This window comes from Variovorax beijingensis (assembly GCF_003951285.1).
GTDB lineage: Bacteria > Pseudomonadota > Gammaproteobacteria > Burkholderiales > Burkholderiaceae_C > Variovorax > Variovorax beijingensis.
Map to the genome: position 1 here is coordinate 226,188 of NZ_RXFQ01000003.1, position 17,442 is coordinate 243,629.

Sequence of the window (17,442 nt, forward strand, 5' to 3'; positions counted from 1 at the left end):
GAGCCACTGCAAATGACGGACACGCTGATCAAGGTCGACCTGACCAAGCCGCCCACCGAGAACGAGATGATCCACAACCGCTGGCATCCGGACATTCCGATGGCCTGCTGGGTCAACCCGGGCGACGACTTCATCCTCGAGACCTTCGACTGGACCGGCGGCTTCATCAAGAACAACGACAGCGCCGACGACGTGCGCGACATCGACCTGAGCACCGTGCACTACCTCTCGGGCCCCGTGGGCGTGAAGGGCGCCGAGCCCGGCGACCTGCTGGTGGTGGACCTGCTCGACATCGGTGCCAAGCAGGACAGCCTTTGGGGCTTCAACGGCTTCTTCTCGAAGAAGAACGGCGGCGGCTTTCTGACCGACCACTTTCCCGAAGCGCAGAAATCCATCTGGGACTTCAAGGGCATGTTCACCAGCTCGCGCCACATTCCGGGCGTGAATTTCGCGGGCCTCATCCACCCCGGCCTGATCGGCTGCCTGCCCGACAAACCGATGCTCGACATGTGGAACGAGCGCGAAGGCAAGCTCATCGCCACCGATCCGGACCGCGTGCCGGGCCTTGCCAATCCGCCGTTCGCCGGTACCGCCCACATGGGCAAGATGACCGGCGAGGCGCGCGCCAAGGCGGCGGCCGAAGGCGCGCGCACCGTGCCTCCGCGCGAGCATGGCGGCAACTGCGACATCAAGGACCTGTCGCGCGGCTCGAAGGTGTTCTTCCCGGTGTACGTCGACGGCGCGGGCCTCAGCGTGGGCGACCTGCACTTCAGCCAGGGCGACGGCGAGATCACCTTCTGCGGCGCCATCGAGATGGCGGGCTGGGTGCACATGAAGGTCACGCTCATCAAGGGCGGCATGGCCAAGTACGGCATCAGGAACCCGATCTTCAAGCCGAGCGTCATCACGCCGCAGTACAACGACTACCTGATCTTCGAAGGCATTTCGGTCGACGAGGCCGGCAAGCAGTACTACCTGGACGTGAACGTGGCCTACCGCCAGGCCTGCCTGAATGCCATCGAGTACCTGAAGAAGTTCGGCTATTCGGGTGCCCAGGCCTATTCGATCCTGGGCACGGCACCCGTGCAGGGCCACATCAGCGGCGTGGTCGACGTGCCCAACTCCTGCGCCACGCTCTGGCTGCCCACGCAGATCTTCGACTTCGACATCAACCCGAACGCCGCGGGGCCGATGAAGATGATCGACGGCAGCGTCGACATGCCGCTGTCGCACGACCTGGTCTGACGGACGCGCCCATGCCCACCTACGACTACGCCTGCGGCCAGTGCGGCGGCTTCGAGGCGCTGCGGCCTTCGGGCCAGCGCGACGATCCCGCCGCATGCCCCGACTGCGGCTCGGCATCGCCGCGCGTGCTTTCGGCCGCACCGCGGCTCGCGCTGATGGCCTCGGGCACGCGCCGCGCGATGGAGACCAACGAGCGCGCCCGGCACGAGCCGGGCAGCTCGCGCGACTACGCGCGCTTCAAGCATCCGGCGGGCTGCGGCTGCTGCTCGGGCTCATCGTCGCGGCGCAGTGCGACAGTGACGGCGCCCAACGGTGCCAAGTCGGCGCCGGCCAGGCGGCCCTGGATGATTTCGCACTAATGCCGAGCCAATGATTTGCGGCGAGCAACGGGTCGGCGTCGGCCCGATTGTTTCAATCCCGTGAACGCCGCGATTCCGTTTGCGGCGGTTTTTTATGGGGCTTCAGGCTCACACTTCATTTCATCAACCAACCCATTAGGAGATTGAAATGAATGCCTCGAAAGTCCTCGCTGCTGCTGCCCTCTCGCTCCTGGCTGTCGCCGGTGCGCATGCAGAAACCTACGAAGGTGTGCTGACCGTGAACTCCGGCGTTTCGCGCGCTGAAGTCGCACCGCAAGCCGTTGCCGCCGCCCGTGCCGGCAATGAATACAGCGACGGTGCCGCCGCCGGCGCACAAGCCTTCACCTCGACCGCCGACCGCGCGACCGTTCAAGCCGAAGCCGTTGCCAAGGCGCATGACCCGCTGGCCAGCCTCGACCGCCGCGCGTTCTACCGCGACGAAGTGCCGCAAGCCTACAAGAAGCCCAGCGTGTCGTTCACGCGCCAAGCTGGCCTCTGAGTCGGCGCTTTTTCGATCCGTCGATCGATGCTGTGAAGAACAGCGGGCCCTCGGGCCCGTTTTCCCGGTCGCATCTGCTGCGCGAGGTCGCTCGACGATCCTGGGGTGCGTGGCAAAAGCGATGGCCGCACCAGGCCGCAGGCACGCAAAGCCGCCACCGTTGGCAGGTAAGCTCGCGTTCCATGAAGCGAAACAGTACCCCCCGGCCCCCCAACACCAAGGCCACCGGCACGCCACTCTTCGAGACGCCGAACGGGCAGGTCTCGGCCGTGCTGGCGCGCATCGAGACGTTGTGGTCCTCCCTCGGCCCGGTCGGCCAGCGCATCGCCGACTTCATCGTGAAGAACCCGCGCGAGGTGGTCCACATGTCGGTGAGCGAGGTGGCCGAGCGCACCGGCTCGAGCGAGGGCAGCATCGTCGGCCTCTGCAAGAACCTCGGCGCCACCGGCTTCCAGCAGATCAAGATCGCGCTCGCGCAGGAGATCGTGCGGCCGGTGCAGTTCATCCATGAAGACCTCGATCCGCAGGACAAGGCGGATGCGGTCATCCGCAAGATCTTCCAGAGCAACGTGCAGACCCTGCACGACACGCAGGCCACGCTCGACGCGAAGGCGATGGAGCGCGCGGTCAAGCTGTTCCGCAAGGCCGAGCGCATCGAGATCTATGGCATCGGCAGCTCCGCCACGATCGCCGAAGACGCCCACTACCGCATGCTGCGCATCGGCCTGAACGCCAAGGTGGTGGTCGATTCGCACGTGCAGGCCATCAGCGCCTCGCTCACCGACTCGAAGGTGGCGGTGCTCACCATCTCGCACTCGGGCAGCACGCACGAGACAGTCACGGCCACGCGGCTCGCGAAGGAGGCGGGCGCCTCCACAGTGTGCATCACCAACTTCGGCAAGTCGCCGATCCAGGCCTTTGCCGACGTGGTGCTCTTCACCATGGCGCGCGAGACCAGCTTTCGCACCGAGGCGATGACGAGCCGCCTCGCGCAGCTGGCGATCATCGACGTGCTGATCGCCTGCCTCGCGCTCTCGGACTACGACACCTCGGTGCGCACGCTGCGCCAGACCTTCGACGTGCTCTCGCTCAAGCGGTACTGAGGCGTTTCTTCACGCGCGGCGGCTGAAGGCCGGAACAGTCCGGCCACGGTGGGTGCGACCGCACCCGGTGCCTGGCCCACGAGCAGGCATGCCATGCCGAGCCTCGCGGCGCCTTCGGCATCGGTGAGCGGGTTGTCGCCGACGACCACCGTGCTCCCGGGCTCTGCGCCCAGGCGGCGCAGGCCTTCCTCGAACAACAGCGGCGCGGGCTTGCCGATCACGCGCCAGGGTTGCCGGCCGCTCGCGGCGATCACGGCGGCGAGCAGCGCGCCGGTCTCGGGCACCACGCGGCCTTGCGGGCCGGGGTGCGTGGCGTCGGCATTCGTCGCGATCAGCCTGGCGCCGCGCAGCAATTCGTTCGCGGCGATGGCGAGCCGCGCATGGCTGAAGTGCATGTCGAGCGCGAGCAGCACGAAGTCGGCGTCCTCCTGCACGAGATCGCAGCCTTCGGCATGCGCAAACCGCTGGAGCGCGGGACTCCCGATCAGCAGCACGCGGGCGCCGGGGTGCTGCTGTGCCAGTTGCCGCACCGCCAGTTCGCCGGCCAGCACGATACGTTCTGGCGGCACGCGCAGGCCCAGCCGACGAAGCCGCTTCGCCAGGCCCTGCGCCGTGTGCGTGGAATTGTTGGAAACGATGGCGTAGCGGTCTTGAAACTGCGCGAGCAGAGCGGCTGCGCCGTCGATTGCTTCCTGCTGGCGCACCAGCGTGCCGTCGAGGTCGACCAGCAGGTGGCGGACCTGCGCGGGCCATTCGCCGTTAGCTGCGGTGCCGTTGCTGCTGCCATTGCCTGTCGCTGTCTTGGATTTCGTGCTCATGGATCTCCGGTATCGGCCGACCGCATCTCGGCCATGGCGCCGGATTGTATTGAACATTATTCAATTAATTTGTTATTTTGTACTGAGTTAATTTCATTTTCCTGTCATCTTCGGTTTCTAAGCTCACCGGCATCCGAGCGATGGACCCGCTCGCCACCCAGATCCGAAACGAAGGAACCGATCATGAAGAAGCTCCTGGCCGTCGCGGCCGCCGCACTCTCGCTGTCCGCAGCGCTTTCCCCCACGGTCCATGCGCAATCGGTGGCCGACGGCTCGCGCGAGCACCCGCTGCGCGTGCTGCTGATTCCCGCCGACGGCGGCACCGAGTCGGGCACCAAGGCCGACTACGCGCCGGTCTTCAACGCCATCACGCGCACCACGGGCCTGAACTTCGACCTGAAGGTCGGCCAGTCGTACGGTGCCGTGGTCGAGGGCATGTGCAACCAGCTCGCCGACATCGCCTTCTTCGGCCCGGTGTCGTATGTGCAGGCCCACAAGCGCGGCTGCGCGCAACTGCTGGCCGTGGGCGTGGAAAAGGGCGCCTCGGTGTACTACGCCGGCATGTTCGCCAAGGCCAATGCACCCATCGCGGGCATCAAGGACGTCAAGGGCAAGCGCGTGGCCTTCGGCGACGTCAACTCGGCATCGAGCTTCACCTTCCAGGTCGCGATGCTGCTGGACGCCGGCATGGACCCGGCGAAGGATCTCGGTGCCATCCGCATGACCGGCAGCCACGCGAGCAGCCTGGCCGCGCTGGTGCAGGACCAGGTCGACGTGGCATCGCTCTCGTTCGACTCCTACGAGAAGGCGGTGAAGCAGGGCGCGGTCGATCCGAAGGCCATGAAGGTCATCGCCAGGAGCATGGCCATTCCGTACCCGCCGCTCGCGCTCAACTCGAAGCTGCCCGAGCCGCTCAAGGCCAGGCTGAAGGACGCCTTCCAGACGGTGAACAAGGCCCCTGGCGTCACGCCCGACATGATCCGCGGCTACGGCGGCAGCAAGATCGACGGCTACGACACCAAGTTCTCCGAGGACGAGTTCAACGTCGCGGCCGAGAAGCTCGGCCTGCTCACCGACGAGCTCAAGGGCCGCATCCTCGCCAAGGCCGCGGAGCGTTGAGCACCGCCATGCTGAACTTCGATTCGGTCGCCATGCGCTATGCCGATGGCACGCGCGCGCTCGACGGCGTTTCGCTGCAGGTGCCGGCCGGCCAGTTCTGCGTGGTGCTGGGCTCCTCGGGCGCGGGCAAGTCGACGCTGTTGCGCATGGCCAACGGGCTGGTCAAGCCCACGCATGGCACGGTGCAGGTCGAAGGCGTGCAGATCGCGGCCGCATCGCTCGCCCGCATCCGCCCGCGCATCGGCATGATCCACCAGCAGTTCAATCTCGTGCTGCGCTCCACCGTGGCCGCCAATGTGCTGGGCGGCGCGCTGCCCGCGCTGCCGACATGGCGTGCGCTCCTGGGCCTGTTCTCCGATGCGCAGCGCAGCAAGGCCTGCGCGCTGATCGAATCGGTGGGCCTTCAGGAACAACATCTGCTGCGCCGCGTGAGCGAGCTCTCCGGCGGGCAGCAGCAGCGCGTAGGCATCGCGCGCGCCTTCATGCTCGATCCGCCGCTGGTGCTGGCCGACGAGCCGGTGGCGAGCCTCGATCCGCAGACCAGCCACGACGTGCTGTCGCTGCTGCGAGGGCAGGCGCGCGAGCGCGGCACCACGGTGCTGTGCAGCCTGCACCAGATCGAGCTGGCCTGCGAGTTCGCCGACCGCATCGTGGCGCTGCGCCAGGGCGCGGTGGTGTTCGACGGTGCACCGGAGGCCTTCGACCCGAATGCCTTCGATGCGATCTACGGCCGCGCCCCGGCCGCCGCGCAGCAGCCGCACGGACCGGGCAAGGAACCCGAAGCCGTGCTGCCATTGCACGCCGGCGGCGTGCTGGAGCTTGCGCAATGAGCAGCCTGACCCGTCCCTCGTCGGCCTGGGAACTGCCGCAGCCCTTCGGCACCCGCAGCCTCGTCGTGCTGTTCCTCGTGGTCGTCGTCGGTTTCTTCGCCGGCCAGCGCGTGGAGATGGGCCGCATGCTGTCGCTCACCGGCGAGGGCGTGCTCGCGGCCGTCGGCCTGCGCGACCAGTCGCAGGTGCTGTCGGGCCTGGGCGCCATCGCGCGTTCGCTCTTCCCGCCGCAGATCTCGGAGCGCACCGAGGTTTCGCGCATCGAGGGCTTCGACCGGAACCGGCTGCCCTGGTTCTCGCACGTCGAGACCGAGGAGTCGCGACAGCCCAGGCTCAACCCGCAGACGCTGCAGATGGAAGAGGTGGTGGACCGGCGCGAGGTGCTGGTGGAGCCCTTCGGGTACCTCTGGCACGTGGCGGTGAAGATGCTCGAGACCTTCGAGATCGCCATCTGGGCCACGCTGCTGGCCATCGTGCTGAGTGCACCGCTGGCCTGGTGCAGCGCGAAGAACTACACGCCCAACCGCGCCGTCTACACGCTGGCGCGCGGCGTGGTGGGCATGTTCCGCGCGGTGCCCGAGCTCGTGAGCGCGCTGTTCCTGGTGCTGGCCTACGGCTTCGGCCCCATTGCCGGCGTGCTGGCGCTCGCGCTGCATTCGGCGGGCTTTCTCGGCAAGTTCTACGCGGAAGACATCGAGACCGCCGACGACAGGCCGCAGGAGGCGCTGCGCGCCATTGGCGCGAACAAGCTCAAGGTGATGCGCTTCGCGGTGCTGCCGCAGGTGATGCCGCAGTTCATCGCCTACACGCTCTACATCCTCGACCGCAACGTGCGCATGGCCACCGTGGTGGGGCTGGTGGGCGCGGGCGGCATCGGCCAGGAGCTCAAGGGCCGCTACGACATGTACAACTACGCGCACGTCGGAACGATCCTGATCGCGATCTTCCTGACGGTCCTCGTGCTCGACAGGGTCGCAGCCCGGCTGCGCAGCCGCTATGCCTGAGCGCTAGCCCTACCCGTACCCCGACTCTTTTCCGATCCGGTGCGAGCCCTTCGCGGGCCCGCAGGGGAGCGGCTTCGCCTTCGCTTTTCGATTTCGCCTTTCTCACGCTCTCCGATTCAAAAGGACACACCTCATGAAAACAGCTTCTTCCCGGTACGGCCTCGCTGCGGCGGGCTTCGTCTTGTGCCTTGGCCTCGCCGCCTGCGGTGGTGGTGGTGGTGGTGGTGGCCTGCCCATCGTTCCTCCGGGCCAGACGCCGCCCACCGGCGGCGGCCCGCAGCAGCCCGGCGGCGACCAGCCCCAGCAACCTTCGCCCGCCCTCAAGTGCGCGCCCTGACACCGCCATCAACACCCGATCCGCTCTTCATTCCCCGCGTTGAAAGACCACCCATGAACACCACCAACCGTCGCGATTTCTTCCGCAAGTCGGCGGGCGCCATCGGCGCCGCATCGGCGATGACGATGCTTCCGCCCGTGATCCGCAAGGCGCTCGCCGTCGAGGCTGCGGTCGACACCGGCACCATCCAGGACGTCAAGCACATCGTGATCCTGATGCAGGAGAACCGCAGCTTCGACCACTACTTCGGCACCCTGCGTGGCGTACGCGGCTTCGGCGACCGCTTTCCGATTCCGCTGGCCAGCGGCAAGTCGGTGTATTTCCAGCCCAACCCCAGCGGCGGCCCGGAGATCCAGCCCTTCCGCCGCGATTCCAGGACGAGCAGGGCGCTGATCGGGTCCGGCACGCCGCACAACTTCCCTGACCAGCAAGCGGCATGGAACCAGGGAAAGATGGATCGCTGGATCCAGTTCAAGAACCAGGCGACGATGGGCTACTACCTGCGCGAGGACATTCCGTTCCAGTTCGCGCTGGCCGATGCCTTCACGATCTGCGACGGCTACCACTGTTCGATCCTCACCGGCACCGATCCGAACCGCATCATTTTCTGGTCGGGTTCCAACTTCAATCCGGAGCTGCGCAAGAAGGGCATCAACAGCACGGACACCGATTCCGAACCCGTCAACTCGCGTTGCTGGCCCAGCCCGTCGAGCTGGGTCGCGGGTCGGGGGCAGGAGGCCGACGGCACCGGTCAGAAGGACCCCGCCACCGGGGCCTACAACTACAAGTACGTCAACAACGCCTTCAAATGGAACACGTTGCCCGATGTCCTGCAGAAGGCGGGCATCAGCTGGCACATCTACCAGAACATGAACAACAACTGGACGGGTGCCATGCACGGCTGCCTGGCCTTCGAGAGTTTCCGCACCGCGCAGCCGGGTTCGCCGATCTATGAACACGGCCTGACGGGCGGCCCCGCGACGGCCGACGGCGCTGTCAACTTCCTCGCCCAGCTCAAGCAGGACGTGATGAACGGCACCCTGCCGCAGGTTTCGTGGGTGCTGCCCACGCAGGCCCTGGCGGAGCATCCCGGCAGCAGCGAAGGCGTGAGCGGCGCCGCCGACTTCATCTCGGATGTGCTGGGCGCGCTGACGTCCAACCCCGCGGTCTGGAGCAAGACGGCGCTCTTCGTGACCTTCGACGAGAACGACGGCTTCTTCGACCACCTGGCGATGCCGGCGGTGCCGTCGTACGACGCCGATGGCAACCTGATGGGCAAGTCCACCGTGCCGCTGGATGGCGAGTATTTCGACGCCTCCGTAGGCAGCTACCTGAACGCCGCCGACACCACCAGCGGCAAGATTCGCCCGTGGGGCCTGAGTTCGCGCGTACCGACGTACGTGGTGTCGCCGTGGAGCAAGGGCGGCTGGGTCAATTCGCAGGTGTTCGACCACACCTCGGTGGGCCGGTTCCTGGAGAAGCGCTTCGGCATCACGGTGGATGCCATCAGCCCGTGGCATCGCGCGGTCTGCGGCGACTTCACCTCCTGCTTCGACTTCGTCAACCCGAACGATCCGCTCGTTCCCATGCTGCCCGACACGAGCAACTATCCCGCGATCAATGCGGCGCAGAGGCTTCTGCCCACAGCCCCCGTGACCACCGCGCCCGCCACGCCGCAGCCGCTGTACCAGGAGACCGGCACGCGTCCCTCGCGCGCGCTGCCCTACGAGCTGCACACCAGCGCGCGCATCGAGCCGCGTGGCCTGGTGTCGCTGATCTTCGGCAACACCGGCGAGCAGGGCGCGGTGTTCCACGTCTACGACAGGCTGCACCTGGACCGCATCCCGCGCCGCTACACCGTGGAGGCCGGCAAGCAGCTCGCCGACTACTGGAACGCCGGCGCCACCGACAGCGGCAAGTACGACCTGTGGGTCTACAGCACCAATGGCTACGTGCGCAGCTTCCAGGGCGATGCGCTGGCGACCGACACCGCGGCCTTCAAGCCCGAGGTGCAGGTCTGCTACGACCCGGCCGCGGGCCAGGTCTACGTGAAGGTGCACAACGCCGGCACGGGCAGCGGCGTGGTCGCGGTCACGGCCAACGCCTACCGCAGCGACGGTCCCTGGTCGCTCGACGTGGCTGCGGGAGCCACGGGCATGCTGCACTGGAGCCTGGAAGACAGCGGCCACTGGTACGACTTCACCGTGACCGCCGACAACTTCGAGCGCCGCTTCGCGGGCCGCGTCGAGACCGGCAAGCCGAGCGTGAGCGATCCGGCGATGGCGCTGCACCTGAAGGCCTGAGCACCATGAAGCACAGGAACACGCGCATGGCGCTGCTCGGGCTGGCCGTGGCAATCGGCTCGGCCGCGGGCATGGCGTCGGCCCAGCCGGTCGCCTGGGACCCGGTCAAGGGCAATCTCGGCATCGGCGACAACGCCGGCACGACCGGCGTCACGGGCAGCAACAACCAGGCGATCGGCAAGAACGCCGGCAACAACGTCTCGACCCAGTGGAACCTGGGCATCGGCGAGGCTGCAGGCACCAACGTGAGCGGCGGCAACGCCAACACGGCCATCGGCTTCAACGCGGGCCAGAACGTGACGGGAGGATGGAACCAGGCCTTCGGCCGCAGCGCGGGCCAGAACGTGACCGGCAACTACAACAACGCCACCGGCTTCTGGGCCGGCACCGGCGTGACCGGCTCGTACAACAGTGCCTATGGCGCAAACGCGGGCCGCACCGTGACGGGCAGCAACAACCAGGCTTTCGGACAGGGCGCAGGCAACAACGTCGGTACCAACTGGAACCTCGCGATCGGCGAGGGAGCGGGCTCCAACGTATCGGGCAAGAACGCCAACCAGGCCATCGGCTACTACGCGGGTACCAACGTGGCCGGCGGCTGGAACCAGTCGATGGGCCGCAGCGCGGGCCAGAACGTGACCGGCGACTACAACAACGCGGTCGGCTTCTGGGCCGGCACCGACGTGGCGGGCACCGGCAACGAGGCCTACGGCAGCAATGCCGGGCGCAACGTGGTCGGCAACGGCAATCAGGCCTACGGCGGCGACGCGGGCCGGAACGTGAACGGCAGCAACAACCTCTCCACGGGGCAGGGTGCGGGTGCCGGGGTGGCCGGCTCGGGCAACCAGGCCTCGGGCCTGATGGCTGGTGCGCAGGTTGAGGGCAACAACAACGTGGCGATGGGACAGGCCGCGGGCGGTGGGGTGCAGGGCAGCCAGAACGTGGCGCTCGGCGCGGCCTCGGGCCAGGGCGTGGTGGGCAGCAACAACATTGCGCAGGGCAGCGGTGCGGGCCGGAACGTCTCCGGCAGCGGCAACATCGCGATCGGCGCAGAGGCCGGTGTGTACGTGAGTGCGAGCCATGCCATCTCGCTCGGCACGTCCGCGCGCGCCAGCGCCGACAATGCCGTGGCCATCGGCAGCAGCGCGACGGCCTCGCATGCGAACAGCGTGGCGCTGGGCTCGGGCAGCGTGACCACGCGCGGCGCGCAGTCGAACTACGTGGCCGTGGGCATGGCGGGCCTGCAGTCGTCGGCCGGCGAAGTGGCGCTGGGCAACCGCCAGCTCACCGGCGTGGCGCCCGGCAGCGCGCCGACCGACGCGACCAACGTGGGCCAGGTGCAGGGCATGGTGCAGACGGGCGTTGCGTCGGCCAACGCGTACACCGATACCGTCGCGGCGCAGGGCCTGCCGTTCGGCAAGGCCTACACCGACCTGACAGCCGTGCGCCTGCAGAACCAGATGGACGAGAACGCGCGGCGCGCCTACGCAGGCATCGCCGGTGTCGCCGCGATGGAGGCCGCACCGGTCGTGCCCGGCAAGACCAGCTACGCCGTGGGCCTGGGCAACTTCCGCAGCGAGAGCGCGATGGGCGGCTCGATCCGCCGCACGTCGGAGGACGGCCGCTACAGCGTCACGCTCGGCGTGGGCGCGACAAGTTCGGGCGTGGTGAGCCGGGTGGCGTTCACGGGCGTGTTCGATTGACGCGGCATGGCGTGCTGCCTCGCCTGCGCGCGCCTCACTCCCGCGTGAGCGCGAAGCTCTTCCTGATGCCGCCCGCGGCCGAAGGCGCGACCCACAGGTCGAACTCTCCGGGCTCCACCGTCGGCTTCATGTCGCGGCCGATGAACTGCAGGTCGTCCGGTCGCAGCGTGAACTCGACCACCTTCGACGCACCGGGCCCGATGCGCACCTTGCGGAAGTTCTTGAGCTCGCGCACCGGCCGCGTCACGCTCGCGGCGCGTTCGGCGGCATACAGCTGCACCACTTCCTCGGCCTCGCGCCGGCCGGTGTTGGTGACGGTGGCGCGCACGCGCAGCGTGCCGCCGAGCGGCAGCCGGTCCTGGCTCAGCTCCATGCTGTCGTAGCGCACCGGCGCATAGCCGATGCCGTGGCCGAAGGGATAGAGCGCCTGGTTCGTGGTGTCCACGTAGCGGGTCTTGAAAGCCATGGCCTGGTCGTTGTCGGGCAGCGGCCGGCCGGTGCGCTTCTGGCCGTAGTAGAAGGGCACCTGGCCGGACGCCTGCGGAAAGCTCACCGGCAGCCGGCCCGAGGGATTGAAGTCGCCGAACACCACGTCGGCGATAGCGGTGCCGGTCTGCACGCCGAGAAACCAGGTGACGAGGATGGCGTCGGCATTGCGCACCGCGCCCCTGAGCGCCATCGCGCGGCCGTTGCTCAGCAGCACCACCACCGGCTTGCCGGTGGCGGCCACGGCCTCGGCCAGGTCCTGCTGGGCCTGCGGGATGCCGATGTCGGTGCGCGAGCGCGCTTCGCCCGACATGCGCTCGCTCTCGCCGATGGCGAGCACCACCACGTCGGCATCGCGCGCGGCGGCCACGGCGGCCTCGATGCCGCCGGCCAGCGGCGCATCGATGCCCGAGCCGCGCACCACCGCCAGCGCGCCGGGGTCGGCCAGCGCGGCGCGCAGGCCTTCGTCGATGCCGACGGGCGCCGACTGGCCCGGGAACAGGCTCCACGCGCCGAGCAGGTCCTGCGTGCCCGAGGCGAAGGGCCCGATCAGCGCGATCTTGCGGCCCGACTTGGGCAGCGGCAGCACTGCGCGCTCGTTCTTCAGCATCACGATGGAGCGGCGCGCATCCTCGCGCGCCAGCGCGATGTGCGCGGGGTTGTCGGCCCGCGGCTGCGCCGGTGCGGCGTCGAGGCCGCGCAGCGGCTGGTCGAAGAGGCCCAGCTTCTGCTTGACCCACAGCACGCGGCGCACCGCATCATCGAGCCGCGCCATCGGCACTTCGCCCGAGGCCACGAGCTCGGGCAAGTGGCGCATGTACAGGCCGCTCTGCATGCTGACATCGGTGCCGGCCAGGAAGGACTGCTTCGCCGCTTCGCGGCCATTGGCCGCGTAGCCGTGCGCGATCAGTTCCTCGTCGGCCGTGTAGTCGGACACCACGAAGCCCTTGAACTTCCATTCGTCGCGCAGCACGCCCGTCAGGAGCGCCGGGTTGGCAATCGACGGAATGCCCGAGATCTCGTTGAAGGCGCTCATGACCGAGAGCGCGCCCGCGTCCAGCGCGGCGCGGAACGGCGGCAGGTAGACCTGGCGCAGCGTGCGCTCGGAGATGTCGGTGGCGGCGTAGTCGAGCCCGCCCTCGGCGGCGCCGTAGGCCGCGAAATGCTTGGGCGTGGCCAGCAGCGAATCGGCGCGCGAGAGGTCGCTCCCCTGGAAGCCGCGCACGCGCGCCGCCGCGAACTGGTTGGCCAGGTACACGTCTTCGCCCGCACCCTCGATGCCGCGGCCCCATCGCGCGTCGCGCGCAATGTCCACCATCGGCGCGAAGGTCCAGCGGAAGCCGTCGGCGCTGGCCTCCACCGCGGCCGCGCGCGCGGTGCGCTCGGCCAGTTCGGGCTCCCAGCTCGCGGCCTCGGCCAGCGGCATGGGGAAGATGGTGCGAAAGCCGTGGATCACGTCGGCGCCGTAGAGCAGCGGAATGCCCAGGCGCGATTCGCGCACGGCCACCTCCTGCAGCACCCGCTTGCGTTCCAGCCCTTCGTTGTTGAACAGGCCCGTGAGGCGGCCGGCGCGCACGTCGTCGATCTCCTGCTGCGCATTGCGCTGGCCGGCCTGCGGGTTGCCGGGAATGTTGGTGTTGGCGGGGCCGTAGAGGCTGAGCTGGCCGACCTTCTCCTCGACCGTCATGCGGGCGATGAGCGATTCGATGCGGGCATCCGCGCCCGCGGCGCCCTCGGCGGTGGCCGGGGCTGCGTGGGAGACGGGGGAGGAGAGAACAGAGGCCAGGCCCAGCAGGGCCGCCGCCATGGCGGGGATTCGAACGTGCATGGCACGCCATTCTCACGCCAAAGCGATGCCGCACGGAACGGTCGGGCTTTAACGCTGTTACACCCTGTTCAGCAGCGGCTGTCCCCGGGGCCAGCGCCGCAGGTTGTCCAGGAGGATGGTCATCGCGTGCTCCCTTTCTTCGATGGGAGGATTCGGTTCATTCAGTCGGCGCCCAGCTGCAGGCGGCTGGGCAGACGTTTTTCGATCGCGAACTTGAGCAGCGCCGCCGAGCGGAAGACGCCGTGCGCGAACTTGCCGTAGGGCAGCGTGAGGAACAGCGCCATCACCACGCCCAGGTGCACCGCGAGCAGCAGCGCCATGAAGGCGGTGTCGCGCCAGGCGAGCAGGGCCAGGCCGGTCACGCTGGTGAGCAGCAGCAGCGCGATGAAGCCGCGGTCCATCGGCCGCTGGGCCACGTCGCCATGCGCCGCGTTGCGCCGCAGGTTCATCCACAGCAGCCCGACGGGGCCGATCACCAGGCCGATGCCGCCCGCGGTGCCCAGCAGCACCGGCAGGCTCGTGAGCGCATAGGGCGCGTGCAGGCCCAGCAGGTAGTGGTAGAGCGTTGCCACGCAGGTGGAGGCGAAGCACAGCAAGAAGCCGTAGAAGGTGAAGTGATGAAAGCGCCGGCGCCAGAGCGTGAAGCGGTCGTCTTCGTTGTTGCAGCCCTCGCCGTGGCCGCCGCCCAGGTACTTGAGGCGCAGTACATCGCGCGCGGCCTCGGCGCCCGCCGCGGCGCGCACGCCGGCCACTTCGCCCGGCGCGTTCTCCTGCGCCGGCGACACCTCGCGCCAGAAGCGCCGCACGCCCATCGCCAGTGCGAACAGCACGAAGGCGAACACCGCGCCGAACACCAGCGCGAGAAAGTTGTGCGGAAAGATCGCGTAGAAATTACCCGCGAGCGGCTCGTGCAGCAGCGCGCCCGTCATCGCCACGGCCAGCACCAGGGACAGCGCGAGCCCGCCCGCCAGCGCCAGCGCAACGGTGAGGCCGGCCTTCCTGTACAGCGCGCCCATCGCGGGCGGCCAGGCGTAGTCGTGGTAGGTCTGCAGGCGCACCTGCGCCATCGCCTGCGGCACATTCACTGCGAACTCGTGCGGCGGCGCATATTGGCAGGCATGCAGGCAGGAGCCGCAGTTGTGGCACAGGTTGACCAGGTAGTGCGTGTCGGCCTTGCCGAACTCGAGCCGCCGCGTCATTGCGGGGAACACGGCACAGAAGCCTTCGCAATACCGGCAGGCGTTGCAGATCTGCAGGATGCGCGCGACTTCGGCTTCGCTGGCGGCCAGCGGCAGGGCCGGGCGGATGGGAATCACGCGCGCCGAGGCGCCGCCGATGCCGTCGGCATCCGCACGGGCGCGTGCGACCAGGTCAGTGAGCTGCTGCAAGGGCGGTCTCCGGAGAATTCTTCTTCGAAAGGGCCAGGGCTGCATTCGCCGCCTGCGTGCCCGCGATGCGGCCGAAGGCCGTGCCGATGCTCATGCCCACGCCGGCCGTGTAGCCCTTGCCCAGCACATTGCCGGCCATCATTTCGCCGGCCACGAACAGGTTGGGGCTCGCCCGGCCGCCGAAGCGCACGGCCGCGGTCTCGTCCACCTTCAGGCCCAGGTAGGTGAAGGTGATGCCCGGCCGCACGGGGTAGGCGTAGAAGGGCGCGGTGTCGATCGGGCGCGCCCAGTGCGTCTTGGCGGGCGCGATGCCTTCGGTGCGGCAGTCGTCGAGGGCCGTGTGGTCGAAGCGGCCGACGCGGCAGGCGGCGTTGTAGTCCTGCACGGTGCGCACGAAGGCGGCTTCGTCCAGGCCGATCTTCTGCGCCAACTCGCCGAGCGTGTTCGCCTGCGTGCCGGTGAACACCGGCGGCATGAAGCGCCCCACGGCCTTCTGGTCGATGACCGACCATGCGATCTGCCCCGGCTGCTGCGCCACGAGCCGGCCCCAGATCGCATAGCGCTTGGGCCAGAAGTCTTCGCCCTCGTCGTAGAAGCGCCGGGCCTCGCGGTTGACCACCACGCCCAGCGACACGCAGTCGATGCGGGTGCAGATGCCGCCGTCGTAGAGCGGCGCGCGCGCATCGATCGCCACCATGTGGCCCTGCGACGGATCGCCGATGCTGTCGGCGCCCGCGTCGATCATGTACTTCAGCAGCACGCCCTGGTTGAAGCGCGTGCCGCGCACGAGGAAGTTGTCGGCCGGCCATTCGCCGCGCTCGTTCCGGCCCCAGGCTTCGCGCAGCCATTCGCGGTTCGATTCGAAGCCGCCGGCGGCCAGCACGCAGCTCCTGGCTTCGATGCGCTCGCCGGCCTCGGTGCGCACGGCCACGAAGCGCTCGCCGTCGAGTTCCACCGAGGCCACGGGCGTGTCGTAGCGGATCTGCACGCCCAGTCTTTCGGCGCTGCGGAAATAGGCATTCACCAGCGCCTTGCCGCCGCCCATGAAGAAGGCGTTGGTGCGCGCCACGTGCAGCGCACCCGACAGCGGCGGCTGGAAGTGCACGCCGTGGCGGTGCATCCAGTCGCGGCAGTTCGACGAGGCGCGGATCACCAGGCGCGCGAGGCGTTCGTCGGTCAGGCCGCCTGTCACTTTCAGCAGGTCTTGCCAATACTCCTCTTCAGGATAGGCATCGACCAGCACGTCCTGCGGTGCGTCGTGCATGCAGCGCAGGTTGCGGGTGTGCTGCGAATTGCCGCCGCGCCATTCCCTCGGCGAGGCTTCCAGCAGCAGCACCGAAGCGCCGGCCTCGCGCGCCATCAGCGCGGCGCACAGCGCGGCATTGCCGCCGCCGACAACCAGTACGTCGATCACTCGTGGGTCTCCTTTGAATCCAGGAGACTGTAGGGAGCGCGCCCTTCACGCGAAAGCCCGAACGAGGCAACAGGTGTTCAGTTTTCGAGAAGACTTGCCCCAGTCCAGCGGCCCTCGCGCACCAGGGCGCGCGCCGTGTCGGCAACCACCACGCGCGCGGCCAGCGCGGCCGGCGAAAGCTCGTCGTCGGACAGGCTCACGAGCAGGTTGCGGCGGCCCACGTGCGCATCGCTGATCTGCGTGAGCTCCAGGTCGTCGCGGTCGTGCCGGGCCGTCGCGGCGCCGGGCTGCACGGTGGCACCGTAGCCCGCGCGCACCGCATCCATCAGCAGCGCGAGGCCGTCGACCTCGGCAACGATGCGCGGCTGGATGCGGGCACGGGCAAAGGCCGCCATCAGCGTGGCGCGCAGGCCGTGGCTGCCGCTCGGCAGGATCAGCGGCACCTCGGCGAGCTGCGACAGGCGGACCCGGGTGCCCGTGGGGCGTCCGTCCAGCGTCGGCGATGCGATCACGAACAGCTTCTCGGCCAGCAGCGGCGCGACGCTCCAGCGCCGCGGCGTGTCGGTCTGGAACAGCACCGCCAGGTCGAGCTGCCGCGCATGCAGCATCGTCGTGAGATGGCCCGACAGCGCCTCGACCATGTGCAGCCGCACCTCGGGGTAGCGCTCCTGCATGGCGCGCATCAGCGGCACGCCGAGCACGGTGGCCGTGGTGGGCGCAAGGCCCACGCTCACATGGCCCGACAGGCGTGCCTGCTGCGCCGCGCGCACCGCGTCGTCGGCATGCCGCAGCGCGAGCTGCGCCTGCTGCAAGAAGGCCAGGCCGGCGTCGGTGGGCACCACGCCGGTCGAGCTGCGCTGCAGCAGCCGCGTGGAGAGCTCGCCTTCGAGCCGGCTGATCTGCTGGCTCAGCGCCGAGGTGACCACGCCCAGCTCGATGGCCGCGCGGCCCATGCTGCGGAGTTCGCAGACCTTGACGAAGTAGCGCAGTTGCCGGAGTTCCATGC

General features: G+C 68.6%; 15 protein-coding genes. 10 read left to right on the top strand and 5 right to left on the bottom strand.

All coding sequences use genetic code 11. The annotated features are described in order from the left end of the window. Nucleotides 1-12: 12 nt before the first annotated feature. From fmdA to EJO66_RS06500, 4 genes are all read left to right on the top strand, one after another. Nucleotides 13-1,245, top strand: a complete 1,233-nt coding sequence (gene fmdA / locus EJO66_RS06485) for a formamidase (RefSeq protein ID WP_124958113.1) — start codon at nucleotides 13-15, stop codon at nucleotides 1,243-1,245. A gap of 11 nt (nucleotides 1,246-1,256) precedes the next feature. Beyond that, entirely contained in the window at nucleotides 1,257-1,604 is a 348-nt protein-coding gene (locus EJO66_RS06490; RefSeq protein ID WP_124958112.1) for an FmdB family zinc ribbon protein, read from the top strand. A 148-nt stretch (nucleotides 1,605-1,752) separates the two neighbouring features. After that, on the top strand, nucleotides 1,753-2,103 hold the full coding sequence (locus tag EJO66_RS06495; protein WP_021007782.1) for a hypothetical protein: 351 nt from the start codon (nucleotides 1,753-1,755) through the stop codon (nucleotides 2,101-2,103). A 182-nt stretch (nucleotides 2,104-2,285) separates the two neighbouring features. Beyond that, a complete protein-coding gene (locus EJO66_RS06500) occupies nucleotides 2,286-3,206 on the top strand; it encodes a MurR/RpiR family transcriptional regulator (RefSeq protein WP_185738287.1) in 921 nt (306 codons plus the stop codon). Here the strand turns inward: EJO66_RS06500 and EJO66_RS06505 are convergent. Beyond that, the gene (locus EJO66_RS06505; RefSeq protein WP_164547776.1) at nucleotides 3,143-4,024 is read right to left on the bottom strand and encodes an HAD-IIA family hydrolase; all 882 of its coding nucleotides are present in this window, start codon (nucleotides 4,022-4,024) and stop codon (nucleotides 3,143-3,145) included. The genes EJO66_RS06500 and EJO66_RS06505 overlap by 64 nt on opposite strands. A gap of 183 nt (nucleotides 4,025-4,207) precedes the next feature. Between EJO66_RS06505 and EJO66_RS06510 the strand changes: the two genes are divergently transcribed. From EJO66_RS06510 to EJO66_RS06535, 6 genes are all read left to right on the top strand, one after another. Continuing rightward, nucleotides 4,208-5,143 (top strand): phosphate/phosphite/phosphonate ABC transporter substrate-binding protein, encoded by a 936-nt coding sequence (locus EJO66_RS06510; protein WP_124958110.1) that lies wholly within the window; start codon nucleotides 4,208-4,210, stop codon nucleotides 5,141-5,143. An 8-nt stretch (nucleotides 5,144-5,151) separates the two neighbouring features. Beyond that, nucleotides 5,152-5,973 (top strand): phosphonate ABC transporter ATP-binding protein, encoded by an 822-nt coding sequence (gene phnC / locus EJO66_RS06515; protein WP_164547777.1) that lies wholly within the window; start codon nucleotides 5,152-5,154, stop codon nucleotides 5,971-5,973. Continuing rightward, on the top strand, nucleotides 5,970-6,977 hold the full coding sequence (phnE, locus tag EJO66_RS06520; protein WP_124958109.1) for a phosphonate ABC transporter, permease protein PhnE: 1,008 nt from the start codon (nucleotides 5,970-5,972) through the stop codon (nucleotides 6,975-6,977). The genes phnC and phnE overlap by 4 nt, the downstream gene beginning before the upstream one ends. Before the next feature lie 133 nt (nucleotides 6,978-7,110). Continuing rightward, nucleotides 7,111-7,314, top strand: coding sequence for a hypothetical protein (locus EJO66_RS06525; protein ID WP_124958108.1), 204 nt, complete (start codon nucleotides 7,111-7,113; stop codon nucleotides 7,312-7,314). Nucleotides 7,315-7,367: 53 nt separating this feature from the next. Further along, entirely contained in the window at nucleotides 7,368-9,617 is a 2,250-nt protein-coding gene (locus tag EJO66_RS06530; protein WP_124958107.1) for a phosphocholine-specific phospholipase C, read from the top strand. A 5-nt stretch (nucleotides 9,618-9,622) separates the two neighbouring features. Beyond that, nucleotides 9,623-11,320 carry a YadA family autotransporter adhesin gene (locus tag EJO66_RS06535; RefSeq protein WP_124958106.1) on the top strand — a complete coding sequence of 566 codons (1,698 nt, stop codon included), beginning with the start codon at nucleotides 9,623-9,625 and terminating at the stop codon, nucleotides 11,318-11,320. Between the two features lie 34 nt (nucleotides 11,321-11,354). Here EJO66_RS06535 and EJO66_RS06540 read toward each other — a convergent pair whose 3' ends face one another. The 4 genes from EJO66_RS06540 to EJO66_RS06555 all read right to left on the bottom strand — a co-directional run bounded on the left by EJO66_RS06540 (nucleotide 11,355) and on the right by EJO66_RS06555 (nucleotide 17,440). After that, a complete protein-coding gene (locus EJO66_RS06540) occupies nucleotides 11,355-13,634 on the bottom strand; it encodes a glycoside hydrolase family 3 N-terminal domain-containing protein (protein WP_124958105.1) in 2,280 nt (759 codons plus the stop codon). 161 nt (nucleotides 13,635-13,795) lie between these two features. Beyond that, entirely contained in the window at nucleotides 13,796-15,022 is a 1,227-nt protein-coding gene (tcuB, locus tag EJO66_RS06545) for a tricarballylate utilization 4Fe-4S protein TcuB (RefSeq protein WP_125964784.1), read from the bottom strand. Beyond that, nucleotides 15,006-16,436 (bottom strand): FAD-dependent tricarballylate dehydrogenase TcuA, encoded by a 1,431-nt coding sequence (gene tcuA / locus EJO66_RS06550; protein WP_124958103.1) that lies wholly within the window; start codon nucleotides 16,434-16,436, stop codon nucleotides 15,006-15,008. Before tcuA ends, tcuB begins: the two co-directional genes overlap by 17 nt. A gap of 77 nt (nucleotides 16,437-16,513) precedes the next feature. Further along, a complete protein-coding gene (locus EJO66_RS06555) occupies nucleotides 16,514-17,440 on the bottom strand; it encodes a LysR family transcriptional regulator (protein WP_124958102.1) in 927 nt (308 codons plus the stop codon). Nucleotides 17,441-17,442 lie beyond the last annotated feature (2 nt).